The organism is Nonomuraea sp. NPDC052634 (assembly GCF_040678535.1).
Taxonomy (GTDB): domain Bacteria; phylum Actinomycetota; class Actinomycetes; order Streptosporangiales; family Streptosporangiaceae; genus Nonomuraea; species Nonomuraea fastidiosa.
In genome coordinates, this window is the sequence record NZ_JBFATY010000003.1 from 423,684 (window position 1) to 444,899 (window position 21,216).

18 protein-coding genes are annotated in these 21,216 nt (G+C 69.9%); 8 read left to right on the plus strand and 10 right to left on the minus strand.

Translation table 11 applies throughout. The features are described from left to right. Positions 1-149: 149 nt before the first annotated feature. Positions 150-446 (plus strand): hypothetical protein, encoded by a 297-nt coding sequence (locus AB0K67_RS17890; protein ID WP_364060658.1) that lies wholly within the window; start codon positions 150-152, stop codon positions 444-446. Then, positions 446-1,909 (plus strand): DUF6745 domain-containing protein, encoded by a 1,464-nt coding sequence (locus AB0K67_RS17895; protein WP_364060661.1) that lies wholly within the window; start codon positions 446-448, stop codon positions 1,907-1,909. Before AB0K67_RS17890 ends, AB0K67_RS17895 begins: the two co-directional genes overlap by 1 nt. Before the next feature lie 663 nt (positions 1,910-2,572). On the opposite strand, the gene AB0K67_RS17900 is transcribed toward AB0K67_RS17895, so the two are convergent. The 10 genes from AB0K67_RS17900 to AB0K67_RS17945 form a co-directional block, all read right to left on the minus strand. Next, complete coding sequence (locus AB0K67_RS17900) at positions 2,573-3,496, minus strand: STM4011 family radical SAM protein (RefSeq protein WP_364060664.1); 924 nt, start codon at positions 3,494-3,496, stop codon at positions 2,573-2,575. Next, on the minus strand, positions 3,490-4,767 hold the full coding sequence (locus tag AB0K67_RS17905) for an STM4012 family radical SAM protein (protein ID WP_364060667.1): 1,278 nt from the start codon (positions 4,765-4,767) through the stop codon (positions 3,490-3,492). Before AB0K67_RS17905 ends, AB0K67_RS17900 begins: the two co-directional genes overlap by 7 nt. Further along, on the minus strand, positions 4,754-5,548 hold the full coding sequence (locus AB0K67_RS17910) for an STM4013/SEN3800 family hydrolase (protein WP_364061373.1): 795 nt from the start codon (positions 5,546-5,548) through the stop codon (positions 4,754-4,756). Before AB0K67_RS17910 ends, AB0K67_RS17905 begins: the two co-directional genes overlap by 14 nt. 19 nt (positions 5,549-5,567) lie before the next feature. Next, entirely contained in the window at positions 5,568-6,614 is a 1,047-nt protein-coding gene (locus AB0K67_RS17915) for an STM4014 family protein (RefSeq protein ID WP_364060670.1), read from the minus strand. Further along, entirely contained in the window at positions 6,611-7,570 is a 960-nt protein-coding gene (locus tag AB0K67_RS17920) for an STM4015 family protein (RefSeq protein WP_364060673.1), read from the minus strand. Before AB0K67_RS17920 ends, AB0K67_RS17915 begins: the two co-directional genes overlap by 4 nt. A gap of 7 nt (positions 7,571-7,577) precedes the next feature. Next, positions 7,578-8,543, minus strand: coding sequence for an STM4015 family protein (locus AB0K67_RS17925; RefSeq protein WP_364060676.1), 966 nt, complete (start codon positions 8,541-8,543; stop codon positions 7,578-7,580). A gap of 70 nt (positions 8,544-8,613) precedes the next feature. Next, the gene (locus tag AB0K67_RS17930; RefSeq protein WP_364060679.1) at positions 8,614-9,981 is read right to left on the minus strand and encodes a cellulase family glycosylhydrolase; all 1,368 of its coding nucleotides are present in this window, start codon (positions 9,979-9,981) and stop codon (positions 8,614-8,616) included. Between the two features lie 8 nt (positions 9,982-9,989). Next, positions 9,990-10,835 (minus strand): carbohydrate ABC transporter permease, encoded by an 846-nt coding sequence (locus AB0K67_RS17935; RefSeq protein ID WP_364060682.1) that lies wholly within the window; start codon positions 10,833-10,835, stop codon positions 9,990-9,992. Then, the gene (locus AB0K67_RS17940) at positions 10,832-11,704 is read right to left on the minus strand and encodes a sugar ABC transporter permease (protein WP_364060685.1); all 873 of its coding nucleotides are present in this window, start codon (positions 11,702-11,704) and stop codon (positions 10,832-10,834) included. Before AB0K67_RS17940 ends, AB0K67_RS17935 begins: the two co-directional genes overlap by 4 nt. Positions 11,705-11,787: 83 nt before the next feature. After that, complete coding sequence (locus tag AB0K67_RS17945; protein WP_364060688.1) at positions 11,788-13,065, minus strand: extracellular solute-binding protein; 1,278 nt, start codon at positions 13,063-13,065, stop codon at positions 11,788-11,790. A 147-nt stretch (positions 13,066-13,212) separates the two neighbouring features. Between AB0K67_RS17945 and AB0K67_RS17950 the strand changes: the two genes are divergently transcribed. The 6 genes from AB0K67_RS17950 (at position 13,213) to AB0K67_RS17975 (ending at position 21,211) form a co-directional block, all read left to right on the plus strand. Beyond that, the gene (locus AB0K67_RS17950) at positions 13,213-14,229 is read left to right on the plus strand and encodes a LacI family DNA-binding transcriptional regulator (protein ID WP_364060691.1); all 1,017 of its coding nucleotides are present in this window, start codon (positions 13,213-13,215) and stop codon (positions 14,227-14,229) included. Positions 14,230-14,511: 282 nt separating this feature from the next. Next, entirely contained in the window at positions 14,512-15,255 is a 744-nt protein-coding gene (locus tag AB0K67_RS17955) for a maleylpyruvate isomerase family mycothiol-dependent enzyme (RefSeq protein WP_364060694.1), read from the plus strand. A gap of 174 nt (positions 15,256-15,429) precedes the next feature. After that, entirely contained in the window at positions 15,430-15,786 is a 357-nt protein-coding gene (locus tag AB0K67_RS17960) for a nucleotide pyrophosphohydrolase (RefSeq protein ID WP_364060697.1), read from the plus strand. Positions 15,787-16,094: 308 nt separating this feature from the next. Continuing rightward, on the plus strand, positions 16,095-18,503 hold the full coding sequence (locus AB0K67_RS17965) for an ABC transporter substrate-binding protein (protein ID WP_364060700.1): 2,409 nt from the start codon (positions 16,095-16,097) through the stop codon (positions 18,501-18,503). A gap of 236 nt (positions 18,504-18,739) precedes the next feature. Beyond that, positions 18,740-19,963 carry an amidohydrolase family protein gene (locus AB0K67_RS17970; protein ID WP_364060703.1) on the plus strand — a complete coding sequence of 408 codons (1,224 nt, stop codon included), beginning with the start codon at positions 18,740-18,742 and terminating at the stop codon, positions 19,961-19,963. 201 nt (positions 19,964-20,164) lie between these two features. After that, on the plus strand, positions 20,165-21,211 hold the full coding sequence (locus AB0K67_RS17975; protein ID WP_364060706.1) for an alpha/beta hydrolase-fold protein: 1,047 nt from the start codon (positions 20,165-20,167) through the stop codon (positions 21,209-21,211). The last annotated feature ends 5 nt before the right edge of the window (positions 21,212-21,216 follow it).

The window sequence follows — 21,216 nt, forward strand, 5'->3', positions numbered from 1 at the left end:
CTACCCCCGGCCACCGATCCTTCCGCCGTCCTGAGCCCTCGCGCAAGCCCTGGTCCGATGCCCTTGCCCGAACCCGAGCTTTCGGGCCCCGGATTTGTCGGTGGCGGTCGCTAGCTTTCGATCATCCCCCGATCGATGGAGGTTGGTCGATGTACCGACAGGGCGACATTCTGCTCGTGCCCGTTCCCGAGGAGTCCGCGCCCACCACGTTGCGTCCCGAGCCGCGTGACGCGCGCGGGCGGATGGTGCTGGCGTACGGCGAGGCCACCGGACACGCGCACGCCATCGCAGGGCCCGGCACGCTGTCTCAGGGTTTCCTCCACCTGCCGGAGGGCGGGCGGCTCGTCCACGAGGAGCACGCGGCGATCGTGCTGCCCAAGGGCTGGTACCGCGTCGTCAGGCAGCGCGAATACGTGCCGGGCTCCTACCAGGTGGTGGCCGACTGATGGCCACGCCGACATGGGAGCAGGTCGCGCTGGCCACCGGGCCCGGCGAGGGGGCCGAGGCGGCGGTGCGCCAGGCGTACAAGGAGGCGGGCCTGCCCGAGCCCGAGCTGGTCCTGATGTTGCCGTCTCCGGCGGCGGGAGCGGTTGTGGCGGCCTGGCTGACGGGTGACGAGCAGGCGCGCGCGGCACTGGCCGAGGCGGGGCTCGCGCCGGAAAGTCCTGCGGGGGCCTTTCCGGCGCCGGAGCTGCCCGGCCTGCTCGGGGACGCCGGTCCCGGGCGTTCGGTGCGCGATGACCTTCGCACCAAGCCGTGGGAGCGCGCCAGGGCGGCGGCGTACGCCGAGCTCGGGCCCGTCGGCTGGGCCGAGCACTGGGCCGAGACGGGCGGCAGGCTCTGGCCGCAGGTCGAACGCCTGATCAGCGACCTCCGGCGAGCGATCGGCCGGCTGGGTGACGACCCGTCCGGCTCGGTGGGGGAGCGGGGCGCCCCGCAGGAGACGCCGAGCGACCGGTCCAGGGGCGGCCGCGACGTCGGCGCGGTGCTCCGCGAGGCCACCCTCGACGCCGTACTCGGCCAGCACGACGCCCCGTGGCTGTTCACCTTCGACGCCCTCGACGCCATTCGTTACGGCCTCGCCGCACCTGACGGAAGCGCCGGTAAGGGGAGCCGCGACGGCCTCGCCGGCCTCGCCGGGCTCGCTCGTCCCGGCGATCCGAGTGAGGGTGACGGGTTCGGCGGGCCGGGCGCCCGCGACAGCCGGGATGGTGGTGAGGGGCTCGCTGGCCGCGACGGGCTCAGCAGGCTCGGTGGCCGGGATGAGCGTGGCGGACCTAGCGAGCCGGGGCCGGGCGCCGGAGAGGGCCGGGATGGCTCTGACGGGCTCGACGAGCGTGGCGGTCCTGCGGGCCTTGACGACATCCCGGATCTTGACGGGCTCATGCGGGTGGCCGAGCAGGCGGGGTGGTGGTGGCCGTACGAGCGGGTGGCCATCGTCACCGAGCGTCCCGTTGAGCTGCACCTCGACGACCTCGGCCGGCTGCACCGCGCCGACGGGCCCGCCATGGCCTACGCCGACGGGTTCGCCCTGCACGCCTGGCACGGCATGCCCGTACCGGCCGGCTTCGGCGCCGTGATGAGCGATCTCACGGTCGAGCGCATCCGCGCCGAGCGCAACGCCGAGCTGCGCCGCGTCATGCTGGAACACTTCGGCTTCGAGCGCTATCTCGCCGAGTCCGACGCCAAGCGGATCCACTCCGACGAGACCGGCACGCTGTGGCGAGTCGATCTGCCGGGCGACGAGCCGCTGACCATGGTGGAGGTGGTCAACTCCACGCCCGAGCCCGACGGCACCCGCCGCACCTACTTCCTGCGCGTGCCCCCGTGGATTCAGCGTGCCAAGCAGGGCGTGGCCTGGACCTTCGGCCTGGCCGAAAACGAGTACGACCCCCAACGCGAAACCTGAGCCGTTGCCGCGGCTGCCGCGAGACCGGCCCACACGCCGTCCCTGCTACGCGGCCCTGGCCCGGCCCACGCCGCCGGCCCGGCCAGGCTGACGCCGCTGTCTCGGTTCGCCCTCCGCCGCCCCGGCCGGGCTTGCGCTGTCCTGGCCAGGCCCGGCTCGCGCTGCCTCCTCTCGGCCCACGCCGCTGCTTCGGTCCGGCCGCGCTGGTCCCGGTGGTGGCAGTCCTGCTCGTGCTGGTCCGCGCGTGGGTCCGTCCGTGCGGGTCCAGCCCGCGACGGATCACTCGCAGATGCGCAGCGCGTGGCGGTCCTACCTGCCCCGGGTTCGCATGTGGCGGTCCTGCCCGCCCCGGGCCCGCATGTGGTGGCCCGCCCGAGCCGGCCTTGCCTCCATCGGTCGTGCCTGTGGAGGTGCTGCGCGTGGTGGCTTTGCCTGCGCCGGCCACGGGCTCAGGTCCTGGGGTGCGGGTGCACATCGGGAACGGGGTGCTGGAACCGCTACGAGTGCCTTGGCGCGCGTGGTGATGAGCGTCTGCCGGACGGGAGTCCTGGCCTGGCGGGCGTCCGGGTCTTGGGGAGGCGGGGTGTGGGGCCGGATCGTTGAGCGGGACGTCGCCGGCGGCGAGCGTCCATGCCCGAGTCGCGGGCGAGGGGCGGTTCGCGGTCAGCGGAGGGGTCCTGGGGCAGGTTCACCGCTGCTGGAGCAGGGGTGTTGCGGTGCAGGGGTGGCGGTGGGGTGACTCCGTGCGGCCGGTGGTGTGCCCCAGGCGTGGGGGATGCGTTCCAAGATGCCGCCGGCGAAGACGTCGTACAGGCCCAAAGACTCAAGGTGGACGTAGCCGATGTGGCAGTCGCACGCGGTGGCGGGGCAGGGGCGGGGGCGGAGGGCGGCGCGGTACGAGCCGTCGTACAGGTTCCCCAAGACCTCCGGGATGAAGTGGCAGCGGCGCACGGTCCCGTCGCCGTAAACCGAGATCACGGTGTCGCCGGTGCGGCAGGGCAGGCCGGCGCTGGCGTGCGGGAAGCGGCTGTAGGGGAAGAGGGGGTCGATGGCCGTCCACTCGGCGGCCTCGTCGTCGGTGTAGAGGCGGCCTTCCTCGGCGTTGACCCACAGGTACGTCTCGGGCGGCAGGTCGGCGCGCAGCCGCCGGGCGTGCGGCAGGTGGGCCGGGTCGCCGACGATGCCCACGCTGTGGCGGACCGGCAGGGAGCGTACCTTGGCCAGGAACCGCTCATAGGGAACCTGGGTCGGGTGGTACGTCACCCACAGCGCGGCCCGCTCGGACGCCTCGGCCAGCCACTCGGTACGGCAGCTCAGATTCGTCTGAATGGCCACCTTGGCGACATGAGGCAGCCAGGACAGCTCGACGAGGGCCCGCCGGTACCACGACCTGACGAGCCCCTCGCCCCACGGCGTGAACAGGATCGACAGCTCCTCGTCCTGCGCGGCGGCCCAGGCGGTGAAGCGTTCGAGCGCGGCCCGGTCGGCGCGCAGCTGCTCGGGCGTGTCGCGGCGCTTGGCGAACGGGCAGTAGGCGCAGTCGTAGTCGCAGCTCGCGAGCGGGCCGCGATAGAGGATGGTCAGCATGGCCGGTAGGACTCCATGAGGGCCCGCACGCGGGGCGAGAACAGGGCGGGTCCGATGGCGTCGGAGCGGGCGAGCCCTTCTGGGGTGAGCGTGATGGTCTCGTCGGTGATCGTCAGGTAAGGGGCGAACGCGTCGAGCGGGAAGTCGTCGAGCACGTCGGTGCCGAAGCGGGAGGCGTACAGGGAACGCGACATGCCCTCGGCGCGCAGCAGCGACTGGATGAGGTGGCGCCGCTTGCGCTCGTCGTCGTCGAGGACGAAGCCGACGTTGGCGACGTCGAAGTCGTCCCTGGCGATGTAGTCGTCGATGATCGCGCGGACGTGCCGGGCCTCGACGGCGTACTCGAAGGAGTAGTGCAGGCCGCTGGTGTACGAGCGGGCGCCGCAGCCGAGGCCGACCATGCCGTCGGTCTGGCAGCAGTAGCCGGTGCCTGACTCGATGCCGGGCAGGCGGAACATACGCATCGAGACCTGCTCGTATCCGGCGGCCAGCAGGTGGTCGCGGCCCGCCCGGTACAGCTCGAGCCGCTGGTCGTCCCAGGCCCGCCCCTGCTTGCCGAGCCCGGTCAGCGGCCGGACGTAGAGCGGGTAGAGGTAGATCTCCTCGGGCCGCCAGCCGAGCGCCGTGTCGAGCGAATAGCGCCACGAGCGCGGCGTTTGCCCGTCGATGCCGTAGATGAGGTCGATGTTCAGCACCGGCACTCCGGAGGCCCTGATGGCGTCGAGCGCGGCGTCCACCTCGGCGCGTTTCTGCGGCCGTACGGCCGAGCGCGCCTCCTCCGGCACGAAGCTCTGCACGCCGATCGAGATGCGCGAGGCGCCGCGTTCGGTCAGCACCGACAGGCGGTCGGGGGTGGCGGTGGCGGGCGAGGTCTCGACGGACAGCGGGATGCGCGTGAGATCGACGCCCATCGTCTGCTCGGTGATGTCGAACAGGCGGGTCAGCTCGCGGGCGCTGAGGTAGGTGGGGGTGCCGCCGCCGAAGGCCGCCGTGGTGAACGCCGTCTCCTCCAGGGCGTCGCGGACCTGCCCGGCCTGGCGTTCGAGCGCGTCGAGGTAGGCGGTGACCAGCTCCTCGGGGGCGCCGGTGCGGGTGAACAGGTTGCAGAAGCCGCAGCGCATCTCGCAGAACGGGATGTGCACGTAGAGGGCGCCAGGCCGCTCACCGGCCCAGACCTCCTCAAGGTGCGGGCGCGGATCGAGAGGGCGGTAGGCGGTCTTGTGGGGATAGGCGTAGACGTAGCCCTGATAAGGGCCCTCATACGGCCGCATGGTTCTCCAGGACGAAGTGGGTGTAGGGGACGGTCCAGACCACCTCGTGGCCGATCCGGTGGCCGGTGTGGCCGTCCTCGCCGTACGCGGTGCCGTGGTCGGAGCACACGATGGCCAGGCACGGACGGCGACGGCGGCGCATGAGGTCATAGAGGCGGCCGATGTGCCGGTCGACGTAGCGCAGGGCGGCGGCGTGGCTGTCGATGGAGTCCTCGCGGGCGCCCGGCAGGTAGAAGTGGTTGGGCTGGTGCAGCGCCGAGACGTTGAGGAAGAGCATGACCAGGCCGGGCACGCGGTCGAGCACCTCGGCGGCGCGGTCGATCTGGCGCTCCAGCGAGGCGGGGTTGGTGACGCCGAACTCCGGCTCCCAGTGGCTCTCGCGGAACAGGCCGGGCAGCGCCGACCCTAGCGGGGTCAGCTTGTTGAAGAAGCCCACGCCGCCGATGCAGACGGTGTGGTAGCCGGCCCGTGCCAAGCCGGTGGGCAGGTCGGGCGCGTCGAACACCCACGTGCCGGGCGCGGTCGTCTCGCTGCCGGGGAACGTGGCCGCGAACAGCCGGGGATGAGGCCCGGGAGTGACCGGGGTGGGCAGGAACCCGGCGAACATGGCGGCGTGGGCGGCGTAGGTGAAGCTGCCGGGGCTGTGCCGGCGCTCCCAGCGCACGCCGGGCGGCAGCAGATTGGGCAGCAGCCCGGCCTCGGCCTGCGCGGCGGCGACGTCGTAGCGCAGGGTGTCAAGGGTGATCATGAGCAGGTCGTGGGTGCCCACGATGGTGTTCATGTCGAGGCTCGTGTCGAGGTCAGAACCGGCCACTCAGCACCGCCTCGACCTGTTCGGCATAGGTGTCACGCCCATGTCCTAAAAAGTCCCCCAGTCTCGGGAGGAGGTCGCCGAAGGCGTTGACCTCCGCCACCGCCACCGACCGCCAGTCGGCCCCCACCATCACGTCGACGCCCGTGGTCAGGCTGCCAGGGAAGCACCGGGCCACCGCGGTGCACACCTCCAGCACCCGCTCCCACAGCCCGGCCCGGCGGCGTACGACGTCGAGGTCGCCGCGCGCGCCCCCGAGATGCAGGTTGGTCATGGGGACGCGGCTGGTCCGCACGACGGCGTGGGTGGGAGTGCCCGCCACCGTCACCACCCGCAGGTCGAACGCCCGCCCGCCGGTCATCGCCTTGGGAAACCACCGCTCGACGTGCAGCCCGTCAGGAGCCAGCACGTCGACCAGCCGGCGCACCTCCGCCTCCTCGGTGATGGTCCTGACCCGCAGCGAGTTGCACAGCACGCCGCCGATCCAGACGGCCGAGGTGACCGCGCGGACCTGGCCCGCGTGGGTCTGGAAGGCGATCACGCCGGACGCCGACGAGCCGTGGGCGGGCTTGACGAACACCCTGGCCCAGCCCCGCCGCGCCATCTCCGCGCGCAGCTCGTCGTACGAGCGGGTCTCGAACGCCTCGGGCACCGGCACCCCGGCCGCCGCCAGCACCGCGTGGCAGCGCCGCTTGTCGAACATCACCTTGATCTCTTCGACGTCGCCGAGCAGCCGCACGCCCGGGATCGCCGCCACCCGGTCGAGCCCGGCGCTGAACGTCTTGTGCCAGGTCGCGCCGCCCCCGACCCGCGCCGGGTCACCGGGGCCGCGCAGCAGCTCGTCGGCCCGCGCGTCCTCGCCGGGAGAGTCGATGCGCAGCAGCGCGCCATCGGGCGCGCCGATCTCCCGCCCGGCGAGCACGTCGTGCCAGGGCACGACGCAGGGCTCGGCGAGCCCGCGCGCCACTACGGCGTCGCGGAACAGCGTGACCCGCCGGTCTCCCGGCGTGCCGACCACGGCGAAGCGCACCGTCACTCCCACTCCGCGATGTAGGGGGTGCCGTCGCCGGGCAGGTCGGGCGCCCGGGTCAGCTCGACGGTCACGCCGGGCAGCGCCTTGCGCACCCGTTCGGCCATGGGCTCGCTGAGGAAGTGATGGTGCAGGTCGAGCACCCGCAGGTGGGTCAGCGGCTGCCCGGCGAGCAGCGCCTCCATGCCGCGGTCGGTGAGCGTGCCCCGGCCGAGGCTGAGCTCCTCCAGCCCGGCCACCACGGGCGCGGTGGCCATGGCGGCGGCGATGTCGTCCTGGTATTCGCTGTTGCGCAGGCCGAGCCGCTTGAGCGCGGGCAGGCGCGAGCCGGACAGCACCCCGTCGAGGTCGGCGAGGGTGTTGTCGCCGTGGTAGGCCGCGGTGCCGAGCCACAGCTCCAGGTGCTCAAGCGCGGGGAACGAGCTCGCGCCCACGGCCCTGACCACGACGCCGGGCAGGCCGCCGGTCTCGAACCGCAGCACCTTGAGATGGTCGTGGACGACGGGCTGCATCACCAGCCCCTCCGAGCCGCGCACCTCCAGCCGCTCCAGCAGCGGATACGCCTCCAGGACCGGCGTGATGTCGCCGTGCCCGATCCACGACAGCTCCCACATCTCGGTGGGCATGAACCCGAGGAAGACCGCGCGCAGCGCGGGCAGCCGGTCGGCGTAGCGGGCCAGCCCCTCAGGCGCCTGGGCCACGCTGTAGCCGGAGACCGCCAGGGCCCGCACGCGCTCGGGCCCGACGTGGCCGAGCAGCTCGTCGAGCCCGTTGGGCAGGACGCTCCCGCTCCCGTGGAGGTCGTCGAAGTCGGTGACCTCCCAGGCGACCCGCTCGGGAGGCTCGCAGAGCGCCGCGTCGAACGGCTTGACCGGCAGGCCGGCGAAGTGTTCGCCGCCGTAGATGTCGGGGTCGGCGAGGAAGGTGGCCCCCGGGTCGGTGACGGCCGGCTCGTGGGTCATGCCGGCCTCACTCGCTCACCGCGACGTACTGCCAGTAGTCCTCGGGGTCGGCGGGCTCGCCGAGCAGGACCTCGACGCCCGGCAGCGCCGCCGTCACGCGGGCGGCCATGGCCTCGCCGAGGTAGTGGTGGCGCAGGTCGAGCCGGCGCAGGTGGGTGAGCGGCTGGCCGCTGAGCAGGGCCGCCGCGCCGTCGTCGCCGAGCGAGCCCATCGACAGGCTCAGCGTCTCCAGCCGGGCCACGACCGGGGCGGCCGCCACCGCACCGGCCAGCTCATCGGCGTACGGGCAGTTCTGCAGGCCGAGGTAGCGCAGCGCGGGCAGCCGCGCGCCGGAGAGTATGCCGGCGACGTCGTCGACCGTGGAGTCGCCGCCGTAATCGTCGATGCCGAACCAGAGCTCCAGGTGTTCCAGAGCGGGCAGGTCGGAGTCGCCGACCCCGCGGACGACCGTGGCGGGCAGGCCGCCGGTCTCGAACCTGAGCACGCGCAGCGACTCGTGGCGCACCGGGGGGAAGCGCAGCTCCGACCCGCCGCGCACCTCCAGCCGCTCCAGCCGGGGGAAGGCCGTCAGCAGCGGCGTGACGTCGGACTGCTGGATCCAGGAGATCTCCGACTGCTCGGGCGAGATCGCACCGAGGAAGATCGAGCGCAGCTCGGGCAGCCGGCCCGCGTTGTCGGCGAGCAGCTTGACGATCTGCTCGGAGCTCTGGTCGGCGTTCTCCTCCCACTCGCCGATCACGATCGCCTTGACCTTCGCCGTGTCGGCGTGGTCGAAGAACCAGCCGAGGACCTCCATGATGTCGTCGGGGACCTCTTCGCTCCACTCGCTCGCCTGGAGCTTCCAGGCGACCGCCCCCGGATCCGGGGGCGGCGACTTCACCAGGCTCTCCTCGGACAGCACGGAGTACACGGGGAGCCCGGCGTAGAAGTCGTCATAAGTGTCGTCGTGGCTGGGCTGGTCGTCGAAGAGCACGGATGATCCTCGGATGTCGGGGGTTACAGCGGCTCCTGTTCTACTAGATCCGCCCGACAAATCCGGGGTCTCAGCCCTGGAGGTTCGCCGACAGCAATTCCAGCAGGGGCTCGCGGCGTACGCAGTGCTCCAGCAGGAACGAGTCGGCCAGCTCGATCAGCTCGTCGTCGCCGAGCCCGCGGAAGCGCTCGGCGTACTCCGGCAGCATCGCCTGGGCCAGCAGGATGTGCCTGATCAGGTCGTCGGTCTGGTAGCGGGCGCCCCACGGGTAGGGATCCCAGTCGGGGAACTCGGTCTCGACCAGCGCGTGCAGCGGGGCGAGCGCGTCCGCGCACTCCTCCATCGTGGAGCCCCAGCGGTCCACGCCGAGCCGCCGCTTCTTGGCGATGACCTCGCCGAACCGGTCCAGGTACGCCCCCGTCGCGTGTACCAGGCCCTGCAGGCCGACGTCCTTGTACGTCCACAGCGACCAGCCCGCGTCCTGCTCGTCGTAGATCGAAAGCTGGTCGCGCAGGATCTGGTAGCGCTGCTCGTCCACGGCGGGGTCGCCGGTGTAGACGGGCCCGAACTCGCCCACCCACAGCGGCGTGCCGGTCTCCCGCTGGAAGCTTGAGCGCTTGGCGAACGTGCGCTCCAGCTCGTCGCGGTCGCACCACTCGCCGCGCGTGTAGCCGGGGTACGGGCCTCCATGCGCGAACCCGGCCAGCGCGTAGTCGTGCATGACGAAGACCGTGTTCTCGTACACCTCACGAAATATCGAGAAGTCGGTGGAGTAGCGGTTGCCGTCCAGGAACAGCACATGGTGCGGATCCGTCGCCCTGATCGCCTTCACCAGCCGGTCGTAGAACGGCCCGATCACCTTCCCCGACACGTCGGCCGGCTCGTTGGCCGGGTTGTATCCGGCGACCCACGGATGGTCGCGGTAGTGGTCGGCGATCACCTCCCACAGGTGCACCGCCCGGTCCTGGAAGTGCCGGTGCTGCCAGAACGCGGCGACGTGGGTGGGATTGTCGCTGTGCCAGTGCTGGTTCTGCGCGCCGGGAAGCGCGTGCAGGTCGATCACGCTGTAGATGCCGCGTTCGCCCAGCATGTCGATGACCCGGTCGAGGTGCCGGAAGCCGCGCGGGTCGATCTCCATCGGCCGGTCGTCGGACTCCCAGTGGCGGTAGTTGACCGGGATGCGCACGCAGTTCATGCCCAGCCCGGCCAGCAGGTCGGCGTCCTTCTCGGTGAAGAACGAGGTCAGCAGCCGTTCGAAGAACAGCTCCGCCCGCTCGTCGCCCAGCACGGCGCGCACGGCCTCGCGCATGGCGGACTCGTTGGCCGGATAGCCGGTGATGAAGTTCTCCATGTTCATCCAGCCGCCGAGGCCGACCCCGCGCAGCCGTACCGGCGTGCCGTCCTCGGTGACCAGACGGGTCCCTGACACGTGCAGCATGGACTCACTCACCCCTTCGTCGCGCCGGCGGTGAGCCCACCGACAAGGTGTCGTTCCGCGATGGCGTAGAAAGCGAGCGCGGGCACCATGGCCAGGATCAGGTAGGCCAGGATGCGCGCGGTGTCGGAGGCGTACTGTCCCTGGAACTGCTGGATGCCGAGCGGCAGCGTCCAGCTCGTCTCGTCGCTGAACACCACCAGCGGGAGCATGAAGTTGTTCCAGCTCCCCACGATGGCCAGCACGGAGACGGTGGCGATGGCGGGCTTGGCCATCGGCAGCAGGATGCGCCAGAAGAACCCGAACGGCGAGCACCCGTCGAGCGTGGCGGCCTCCTCGATCTCGCCGGGGATGCTGCGGAAGAAGCCGCGCAGGATGATGATCGTCAGCGGCAGCCCGAAGGCCGCCTGCGTGAGGATCACACCCATGGGGTTGTCCAGCAGCCCCAGCGTGCGCAGCAGCACGAAGATCGGCAGGATCGCCACCGCGAACGGGAACATCAGCCCGGCCGTGAAGAGCGTGAAGAACAGCTCCCTGCCGCGGAAGGCGAACCGGGCGAAGACGAACGCGGCCAGCGCTGACAGCGCCACCGTCAGCACGGTCGTGGCGACCGCGATGAACGTGCTGTTCCACATCTGCCGCCAGAAGGACAGCGAGCCGAGCACGTCGGTGTAGTTGGCGGTGATCCACGTCGCGGGCAGCCCGAACGGGTTCTCCGACAGCTCGCTGTTGTCCTTGAAGCCGCCGAGCAGCGCGTACACGACCGGGGCGACCATGAAGGCGCCCACGATCACCGCGATCACGTGCAGCGGCAGCGTGTTGCGCCGCCTCTTGAGCGGCTTTGTCCTGCTGCTCATCGCCTGTCTCCCATCGAGGTGGTCGCGCCCTCAAGGTCGCGGCGCATCACGAAACGCTGGTAGAGGAGGGCGAAGACGAGGCTGAGCGCGAACATCACGACGCTGATCGCGCTGGCGTAGCCGACCTGGGAGCGCTTGAAGCCCCACTCCATCATGGTGACCGCCATCGTCTCCGACGAGTGCGAGGGCCCGCCGCCCGTCAGGATCCAGACCAGGTCGAAGAGCTGGATCGTGTAGATGACCGACAGGAAGACGCTGATCCGGATCGTCGGGCCGAGCAGCGGCAGCGTCACGTACCTGAACGTTTTCCAGCCCGTCGCCCCGTCGATCTGGGCGGCCTCGATCAGCTCGTTCGGGATGTTCTGCCGCCCCGCCAGGTAGATCATCATGTGGAAGCCGAAGTACTTCCAGGTCATGACCAGGAACAGCGACGGCATCACGGTGTCGGGGTCGGCCAGCCACTCCGACTCCAGGCCGACCAGCGAGAGGATCTGGTTCGCCATGCCGGAGCCGGGCGAGAGGATCAGCGAGAACAGCACGCCCGTGATGACCTCGCTGAGCACGTACGGGGCGAAGAACACCACCCGGTAGAGCGTCCTGCCGCGGATGCGCTGGTTCAGCAGCATGGCGATGGCCAGCGAGAACGGCAGCTGGATGCAGATCGAGAACAGCACCAGGACCAGCAGGTGCCACAGGTCCTGGGCGAAGATCTCGCTGGTGAAGAGACGGGTGAAGTTGTCCAGGCCGATGAAGTCGGTCGGCAGGCCGCCGAAGCCGTTCCACTTGAAGGCGCTGGAGTAGACGGCCACCAGCATGGGGGCCACGACCAGCAGCAGGAACAGCACCAGCGCGGGGAGCAGGAACAGCACGATGCTGATCCACCGGCCACGTCGCTTCGTCGCAGGGGCGGGGGCCGGAAGCTTGACCGCCTCCGGCCCTCTCGTGAGCGTCGTCATCCTTCGCTCTTGGCCACTTCGGTGATTTCGGCGCCGACCTGTTCCGGTGTCTTCGTCCCGGCGAACAGCTCGGCGACGCTGTCGTTCACCTGCGCGCCGACCGCGGGCGGGTAGGCCTGGTCCAGGTAGAGCTGGTAGCCGCTGGCGCTCGCCAGCGACTCCGCGACCTCCTTGAGGTTCGGGTCCTTGACCGCGCTCTCCTCGCCCTTGAGCACCGGCAGCACGCCGCCGGCCTCCACGGCCTCGGAGTGCTTGTCCATCTGGGTCATGAACTTGACGAACTCGACGGCCTCCTTCGGCGCGTCCGCGCCCACGGCCAGCCCGCCGCCGCCGCCGAACGCGTCGTCGATCGAGCCCTTGCCGCCCTCGACCGCGGGGAACTTGAAGAAGCCGAGGTCGTCGCCGAGGCCCTTGCCCGCGTCGTTCTGCGTGGCGGGCGCCCACTGGCCCATCAGCTCCATGGCGGCCTTGCCGTTGCTGACCAGCGCGGCCTGGCCGTCGGGCGACGAGTACGCCGCGTTGAGGAAGCCCTTCTGGAACGGCTGCAGGTCGGCCAGCGCCTTCACCTGCCGGCCCGCCTCGATGAAGTCGGGCTTGGTGAAGTCGTGATCGGTCTCGGCCTGCTTGAGCGCCTCCAGGCCGCCGATGCGCAGCGCGAGGTAGGCCCAGTAGTAGTGGCCCGGCCACTTCTCCTTGCCCGCCAGGGCGATCGGGATGGTCCCGGACGCCTTGAGCTTCTTGACGTCCTCAAGGAACGCCGACCAGGTCGTGGGCGGCTCGTCGATGCCCGCCTGCTTGAAGAGTTTCTTGTTGTACCAGAAGCCCACCAGGCCGATGTCGGTCGGCAGACCGTACGTCTTGCCGTCCACCTGGTACGCGCTCAGCGAGGCGGGCGTGAAGTTCGGCAGCACGTCGGCGACGTCCTGCGAGATGTCCTTGACCAGGCCGGCGTCGATCTGCTGCTTGAGCACGCCGCCGCCCCAGGTGGCGAAGATGTCGGGCGCCTTGCCCGACTGCGTGATCGTGGTGAGCTTGGCCTTGTAGGCCTCGTTCTCCAGGACCGTCGCCTTGATCGTGACATGCGGGTTCGCGGCCATGAACTCCTTGGCGCGCTTGTCCCACAGCGTCTTGAGCGGATCCGCCGTCGACAGGTGCCACCACTCGAGCGTCACCTTCTGGGGAGCGCCGCCTTCTTCTTGAGGAGCGGACTCCCCACCACCACTGCAACCGGCCACGAGCACGGCGGTTGCGAGTATCACCAGACTGCGTTTCATGGGGTTCCTTCCTCAGCTGGCGTATTGAAACTTTCGTGAACCCCCCGATAGTTTCGTTGCCGTGATCGTAGGTAAACGCCACGTAAAGCGTCAACACCTGCCGTGGGAGCGATCCCAAACCGAAACTTTCGGATACACTCCCGATTTGTGTCAGCAGCGAAGAGGCGGGTCACGATCGCACTGATCGCCCAAGAGGCCGGCGTATCCATCCCCACGGTCTCAAAGGTCATCAACGGGCGTCCGGAGGTCGCTCCGGCGACCCGCCACCGCGTCGAACGCCTGCTCCAAGAGCACGGCTACCAGCGGCGCATCAGCCAGGACGACACCCCGGCCGGCCTGGTCGACCTCGTCTTCGCCGAGATCGAGTCGCCCTGGGCCATGGAGATCGTGCGCGGAGCCGAGAGCGCCGCACACGACGCCGGTGCCAGCGTCGTCATCTCCGTCCTGCACACCCATGCGGGCCCCGGCCGCGACTGGCTCGAACGCCTGGCCGCGCGGCGGACCGACGGCGTCGTCATCGTCGCCTCCCGCCTGTCCACCGGCATCCAAGCCCAGCTCAGCGCCCGCTCGCTGCCGTTCGCGGTAGTCGATCCCGAAGGCGAGCCCGCGCCCGGTGTCGTCTCCGTCGGCGCCACCAACTGGAACGGCGGCCTCGCCGCCACCCGCCACCTCATCGAGCTCGGCCACCGCCGCATCGGCATGATCAGCGGCCCGGCCGACATGCTGTGCAGCCAGGCCCGCATCGACGGCTACCGCGCCGCGCTGGAAACCGCCGGGCTGCCCGTCGTGCCCGAGCTCATCCGGCGCGGCACCTTCCTCGTCGAGTCCGGCCACGACGAGGGCCACGCCCTGCTGTCCCTGCCCGAGCCGCCCACCGCCATCTTCGCCGCCAGCGATTTGATGGCCTTCGGCGTCTTCGAGGCCGCCCGCCAGCGCGGCCTGCGCGTTCCCGAAGACCTCAGCGTCGTCGGCTTCGACGACCTGCCCCTGGCCAAGTCCGCCTGGCCGCCGCTCACCACCGTCCGCCAGCCGCTCCAGGAGATGGCCGCGCTGGCCACCAAGACGGTGCTGGCGATGGGGCACGGGGAGGTGCCGGAGACCAAGCGGGTGGAGCTCGCCACGGAGCTGATCGTTCGCGAGAGCACGGCCCGCTACGAAGGCTGATCCGCGGGGGCGGCGGCCGGCCGCGCCTGTTCACGGGCGCGAGCCGGCGGTGCTGAGCCGTGGCCTGCTGTGAGGCGTACGGCGGCGAGCCGCGGTTCACACGAACCCGCACTGACATGGCGAGGCGTGGTTGGCACGGGCTCGCCTGACGTGGCGAGGCGCGGTTCACGCGAACCTGCTCAGAGGGCGAGGCGCGGTTCAGGCGAGCGTGCCCGAAGTGGCGAACCGCAAAAAATTCGGCATGTGGTGGCGCGCCAATCGAATGCGTGTTTGAATCACGAGATGGAATTCACCCGCTACCTTCAGCTGCTCGACGCCGACTGCGACCGCCTGCGGGCGGCCGCCGTGCGCGACCTCGCCGCCCCCGTGCCGTCCTGTCCAGGCTGGACGGCGTCCGACCTGCTCTTCCACGTGGGGGAGGTGTTCCTGCACAAGGTCGAGGCGATGCGGCTGAACGGCTGGCCCGACCCTTGGCCTCCGGAGCCCGACCCCGACGAGCCCGCCGGCTACTTCGACCGCGGCCTGCGAGAGCTGCGGGCCGAGTTCGCCGCGCGCAAGCCCGAGGACGCGAGCTTCACCTGGTACGCGCCGGACCGGACGGTCGGCTTCTGGATCCGCAGGATGGTGCTGGAGACCGTCGTCCATCGGGTGGACGCCGAGCTGGCGGCGGGAGTGCCGATCACGCCGATCCCCGACGACCTGGCGCTCGACGGCATCGACGAGGTGCTGGTGGCGTTCCTGGCCTATGTCGCCGCCACCTGGCCCGACGAGCTGGGCGAAGCGCTCACGGCCGCCGATGGCAGGGCGGTGGCGATCGAGGCGGGCGGCCGGCGCTGGACGGTCCGCATGGCGCCGTCGGGCGTCCGAATCTCCGACGACGCCGAGGCGCAGGCTTCGGTGTCGGGGCCCGCGCAGGAGACGCTGCTGTGGCTGTGGGGCCGCGGGGACGACGCGGCGCTGAAAGTTTCAGGCGACGAGGAGGCCGTGAGGCGGCTGCGCGTGCTGCTGAAGGCCGCGACGCAGTAGGGCTGCGGGCCGGGCCGGGCGGCCCGGGCGACGGCGGCGGAAACGGTTCTTCGCGGCAGGCCCGTACGCGGTGATCTCGCTCACGGCCGCGTCCGGACGGGTGCGCAGGCCGCTTATCGTGCCGCCGTTCACGCCTCGGCGACGCGCAGGTACGGCTCGGTAGGGTCCTGAGACGTGACGAGCGAGTTGGAGTGCCTGGCCGCGCGGTTGCGCGAGTTCGCGCGGGTCAGAGACTGGGAGCAGTTCCACACGCCGAAGAACCTGGCGATGGCGCTGGCCGGCGAGGTCGGGGAGCTGGTGGCGGAGTTCCAGTGGCTGACCGCCGAGGAGTCGGCGCGCCCCGACCCTGAGACGCTGGCCCGCATCCGCAAGGAGCTGGGGGACGTCACGCTCTACCTGGTGCGGCTCGCCGACGTCTTGGGAGTCGATCTGATGGCGGCGGCGCACGCCAAGCTGGAGGACAACGATCGCCGGTACGACGCCGAGCGTTACCGGGGTTCGGCGAAAAAGGCCCCGCCGAGCGAAAAGTGATCTTTCGAGGCGATCAACAAACCCTACCAAACTGGACAAGCGTTCCAAGTATCTGAAAACGGCATAAAATTCATAAATATACGACTTAATCTCATAAGTGAACGCTTGTGGACAAGCCTCAGAGTTGATTGCCGGTTTTTGTCCATGTGGCAGCGCGATCCGAGTACCCTCTGCTGCACCGAGTCGTGCAGGCGGGCATCAATGGGGAGGATTGATCACGCATGCCGAGTACCTCTGCATACCAGTTGATAATCAACACTGCGCGACGTCCCTCCATATTCGCGAGAGAGGGGGGTAGGCCGATCTTGGTGTTCACCGGGCCGGCAGCTGATAAGGCGATTGATGATGTGAAGCTGCTCAACCGGTGGGCGCAGTGCACTGTCATAGAGGTCAACCTGGACGCCGACAAGAAGCCGGACGTGAAGGCAATCATCGACGGCCTGAGCTCTAGCCTGGCGCGATGGGTCCCCGGCACGCTGCTTCCGCCTCCTCGTTTCCCGCGAACCGACTTCATCCTCTGGGCCTTGCGGGACGAAAAATCGGCAGACGGCGGCCGGCAACGGTTCTTTGCCTGGCGAAGGAAAAAGAAGTCCAAGGGCCAGGAGCTGCAACGCTGGGCTGATTATATCGGCAGGACCGTGACGACCTGGCTGCCGGCCTCAGGGCTTGCGGCTTTCGGGCTGCAACAGTTCATGGACGGTGTCAATTTGGTCCTCTGGTCGGTCAGCCCGATTGTCGCCGTCAGCGTCGCGTTGCTGCATGCGGTGCTCTTGATTCGTGGCAAAATCTCTTGCCGCTGGTTCTATCATGCGCCATATTTGCAGCGTGCTGAAGGAGATAGACTCGCCGACTATGCAGGTTTTCTCAGGATGGCGGCCGAGCCGCAGCTTGAGCGGCTGCTCGTCGCCGCATTCCTAGAGGACCTTCGCCAAGCTTACCGGCGGCACCCCTTCGGGTGGTCGTGGCCTGGCTGGGGGCGGCACACCTATCCCGTGGTGGGCATCAAGAACGCCGAGCCCGGCACGCCGGAGCGCCGGTTCATGGAACTGGTCGAGGAGGTCAGGGTCGATACCGGGCAGCGCAGTCCGCTACTGCTGGTCGTCTCCACGTCGACGGCACCGAATCCACGTCGCCCTCTTGTCAGAGCCGATAACGGCAAGAATGATTCCAGTAAAGGTAAGACGAAAAAGTCGGGGGATCCCTACGGCAAGTGGCAAGAGGCCATGCGCCGACTTCAGCCGAGCCCGTATCTCATATACACCCCGAGAACGCTCGGCGACAGCGGCGGCGGCAACGCGCTGGTGAAGCTACGTCCGCTAAGGGCGATGGGCTTCTGGGCGTTCGTGTTCGCGCTGGTGGCCGCTCCGGTGACGGCGGTCACGGTGGAAACCTTCGGATGCGGTTCTGAACTGCGTCAAGTCGATGAACAGTGCGTCGGTCTCGGCTCGCTGGACCAGATAGAGCCGCATGAGATGGTGCAACCGGTGGCGCACAAGATCGAGCAGCAGAACGCCGCGATCCCCTTCGGCTCGAAGATCATCAAGATCGCGTATTTCGGTCCACTGACCACGAAGCCCAATGCCCAGTTCAAAGACGGTCAGATGGCGGCGGTCGCCGGCGAACTGGCCGGCGTCGGCGCCTATCAAGCGGACTTCAACAAAGGCAAATCCGACTGGAAGATCAAGGTGCTGTTCGCCAATACCGGTCAGGATTTCGTCGGTGCGAAGGAAGCGGCCACCGGGATCGCGAGATTCGCCAGAGACGATCAGTCGTTGGCGGCCGTCGTCGGATTCGCCTGGAGTCGCGATGAGGTGAAGAGTGCGGTGGCGGAGCTGACGAAGGCGGACATTCCGATGGTCAGCACGGTGACCACCGTCGACCAGATCGCGGGTGAGGGGAAGAAGCGATCGCCGTACTTCTATCGCCTCGCGGTTGTGGACAGCATGCAGGTGAAAGCCACCGTGCACTGGCTCGAGCGGATCGGGCTCGACCCGAAGGTGGGCAAGAAGCCCGAGGTGGCCGTCATCTGGCAACGAGAGGACAACGAGCTCTACAGCCAGGATCTGCGAAACCTGTTCCTCAGTGAGTATCGGGGGAAGAAGACGGCCTTCGAGTTCTCCGATGACGCCTCGCTCGATGACGCGATCCGGACCGCGTGCCGGTCCAATGCCAAGGTGCTTTACTACACCGGCAGAGCCGACTTCCTGGACACCGTCAAGCGCTCATGGGGCGCCTCGTGCGAGAGCCGGGGCGTCCGGTTGCTGGCGTCCGACGACGTCACCGGGCGCATCGCCAACGAGGTGCACCGCGACGGCGCGAAGCACAGCGTCACCATGTCGTTCGTGTCCCTCACCGACGCCAGGGGCTCCTCGGCCAATCAGAACCAGGTGCAGCTGCGGCAGTGGGCGGACAAGGTCACACGCAACTACTCGTTCGTACACGCCGCGTTCGGCTGGGATGCCGTCGAGGCCGTCATGACGGCGTTCAACACCTACCGCAACCAAAGTCCTGACGCCCTCGACATACGCAGCGGTGTGCACTACAACCTGCGTGGCCTGGATTTCGACGGGGCCTCGGGCAAGGTGACCTTCTCCTCTCACCTCACCGAGCACGACGCCCAGGGGCGCACCGTATGGCTCATGAGCGTTGAGGCGGGCCAGCCGATCCGGGCGGTGCGCGAATGCCGCGTCACCAGCACGAGCCCCTCCTGCGGCTAGCCACGGGACACCGCGGGCTCTCTGCGACGTTCAATGCCCGGGGCAGAAGGCTTCGGACTCGGCGTGCCCGGCTACGGTGCGGCCGGAGGCCGGAGCGGTCAGTGGAATGGCCGGTGGGTCGTTGGCGACGGTCCGGGAGAGCGCGGCAGGATTGGTCCTCCGGGATGACGATGCCTCCAGAGGGCGAGCACTGCGAACCTTCTCGCCGCCTTCAGGGCCGTGGCACGCTGGGACGTATGAGGATCATTCGCGCGTCCAGGGTGCTCACCGGACGTCCCGGAGAGACGATCACAGACGGCGAGGTCCTCATCGACGGGTCGCGCATCGTCTCCGTGGGGCCGCGCGGCAGCGCCGGAGAGGCGGCCGCGGCGGCGGAGGTGCTCGACCTGCCGGGCCACACGGTGCTGCCCGGCCTGGTCGACGCGCACGTTCACCTGGGCTTCGACGACAAGGTCGATCCGGTGACGCGGCGCAGCCCCGAAAGCGACGCCCACCTGCTGCTGCGGATGGCCGAGAACGCCCGCAAGCTCGTCTCCGCCGGCGTCACCACCGCCCGCGATCTGGGCGCGCGTGACTTCCTCGACCTGGAGCTGCGCGACGCCATCGAGGAGGGCCTGGCCGTCGGGCCGCACATCGTGGCCGCCACCAGGCCGATCACCATCACCGGCGGCCACTGCTGGTACATGGGCGGCGAGGCCGACGACGAGGCCGCCATCCGCAGGGTGGCCAGGGAGAACCTGCGCGCCGGGGCCGACTGCCTCAAGGTGATGGCCTCAGGTGGTCAGATGACGCCGGGCGCGCCGCCGAGCTGGGTCCCGCAGTACGGCACCGAGCAGCTTCGCGCCGTGGTCGAGGAGGCCGCGTCGCGCGGCAAGGGCGTCGCCGCCCACGCGCATGCGCACGCCGCCATCCGCGGCAGCGTCGAGGCGGGCGTCACCACGATCGAGCACTGCACGTTCTTCACCCCGTCGGGCCACCGCTACGACCCGGAGCTGGTCGAGCTGGTCGCGGCGAGCGGCACGTACGTCTGCCCGACCGTGCACGGCGCGTTCCACCGCGTGAGGAAGGTGCACGGGCAGGAGATGCTCGACGCCTGGCTGGCGGGTGTGGCGAGCATGCGGGAGGCCGGGGTGCGGCAGATCGCGGGCACGGACGCCGGGTTCGCGGTGGGCGACGTGGCCAACAGGACCGACGGGTACGTGGGCGGGCTCGAGGTGTTCGCGATGGCCGGTTACGGCAACGCCGAGATCATCGAGCTGGCCACCGTACTGGCCGCCGACGCCTGCGGGGTGGGCGAGGTGGCCGGCAGCCTCGACCCCGGCAAGCGGGCCGACATCATCGCGGTCGCGGGGAACCCCCTTGAGCGTCTCTCCGACCTGCGCAACCTCGCGCTCGTACTGGTCTCGGGCCGGTCGGTGGGCCAGGCGGGCGTGGAGACCGTGACCTCCTCGGTCGGCTGAACGGGACGGCCCGGCTGTGCGGGGTGGGCCGCATGGTGACCGGACCTGGCGGGCGCGGGCACCGCGGCTTCTGCCGCCGCTCGGCCTGAGCCGGGCGGGCCACCGGCGTTCGGCCCGGTTTTCGTCGGTGGCGTGCGGCATCATGCTGCCGTACGTTTCCGCCGCCCGGCCGAGTCCGCACGCTCCCCGAGGAGATCCCGCATGCTGCCCTGGTCCGCCGACCTCGCAGGACGCCTCGACCACCACGTCGTCGACAGCGCGCTGCTGCGCGGCAACCCCCTCGGCGACCCGCACGAGCGGCCGCTCGTCGTCTACGTGCCGCCCGGCTACGACGACGCGCCCGATCGCCGCTATCCCACCATCTACGTGCTGCTCGGCTACACCGGCCACGTCGCCATGTGGTTCAACAGGACGCCGTTCCGCCAGCCGTACCCCGAGCTGGCCGACGCCCTGTTCGCCGAGGGCGACGTGCCGCCCGCCATCGTCGTCTACGTCGACGCCTGGACCTCGCTCGGCGGCAGCCAATACCTCGACTCGCCGGCCACCGGCCGCTACCACTCGTACCTGCGCGACGAGATCGTCCCGTACGTCGACGCGCACTATCGCACGATCGCCGACCGCGACCACCGCGCGGTCACCGGCAAGTCCAGCGGCGGCTACGGCGCGATGGTGACCGCGATGCTGGCGCCCGACGTGTTCGGCGCGCTGGCCACCCACGCCGGTGACGCGCTGTTCGAGGTGAGCATGCGGCGCACGTTCCCGGCGCTGGCGCGGCGGCTGCGCGACATGTACGACGGCTCCTACGACGCCTTCCTCGCCGACTTCCGCAGCCGGCTCGCCGGCACCAAGGAGGGCGACCTGGAGCTGCTGGAGATGTACGCCTACGCGGCCGCCTACTCCGCCGACGACGACGGCACCGTACGGCTGCCGTTCGACGACACGGGCGCGGTCGTGCCCGAGGTGTGGCAGCGCTGGCTCGCCCACGACCCGGTGGTGATGGCCGGCGAGCCGCGACGCGCCGATGCGCTGCGTTCCATGCGGGCGATCTGGATCGACGCCGGCCGCCGCGACGAATACTTTCTCGACTTCGGCGCCGTGGCGTTCCGGCGCGCCGTGGAGGCGGCGGGCGTGCCGGACGACCGGGTGCACTTCGAGCTCTTCGACGCAGGTCATGGCGGCATCGAATACCGCTATCCGCTTGCCCTAGCCTGGCTCGCCCGCCGCCTCACCTCAGGCCCGGTCCAGTAGGCTGC

Coding starts and splice junctions, on each gene's coding strand:
- AB0K67_RS17890 (WP_364060658.1), top strand. CDS start 150: ATGTACCGACAGGGCGACATTCTGCTCGTGCCCGTTCCCGAGGAGTCC.
- AB0K67_RS17895 (WP_364060661.1), top strand. CDS start 446: ATGGCCACGCCGACATGGGAGCAGGTCGCGCTGGCCACCGGGCCCGGC.
- AB0K67_RS17900 (WP_364060664.1), bottom strand. CDS start 3,496: ATGCTGACCATCCTCTATCGCGGCCCGCTCGCGAGCTGCGACTACGAC.
- AB0K67_RS17905 (WP_364060667.1), bottom strand. CDS start 4,767: ATGCGGCCGTATGAGGGCCCTTATCAGGGCTACGTCTACGCCTATCCC.
- AB0K67_RS17910 (WP_364061373.1), bottom strand. CDS start 5,548: ATGAACACCATCGTGGGCACCCACGACCTGCTCATGATCACCCTTGAC.
- AB0K67_RS17920 (WP_364060673.1), bottom strand. CDS start 7,570: ATGACCCACGAGCCGGCCGTCACCGACCCGGGGGCCACCTTCCTCGCC.
- AB0K67_RS17930 (WP_364060679.1), bottom strand. CDS start 9,981: ATGCTGCACGTGTCAGGGACCCGTCTGGTCACCGAGGACGGCACGCCG.
- AB0K67_RS17935 (WP_364060682.1), bottom strand. CDS start 10,835: ATGAGCAGCAGGACAAAGCCGCTCAAGAGGCGGCGCAACACGCTGCCG.
- AB0K67_RS17945 (WP_364060688.1), bottom strand. CDS start 13,065: ATGAAACGCAGTCTGGTGATACTCGCAACCGCCGTGCTCGTGGCCGGT.
- AB0K67_RS17955 (WP_364060694.1), top strand. CDS start 14,512: ATGGAATTCACCCGCTACCTTCAGCTGCTCGACGCCGACTGCGACCGC.
- AB0K67_RS17970 (WP_364060703.1), top strand. CDS start 18,740: ATGAGGATCATTCGCGCGTCCAGGGTGCTCACCGGACGTCCCGGAGAG.
- AB0K67_RS17975 (WP_364060706.1), top strand. CDS start 20,165: ATGCTGCCCTGGTCCGCCGACCTCGCAGGACGCCTCGACCACCACGTC.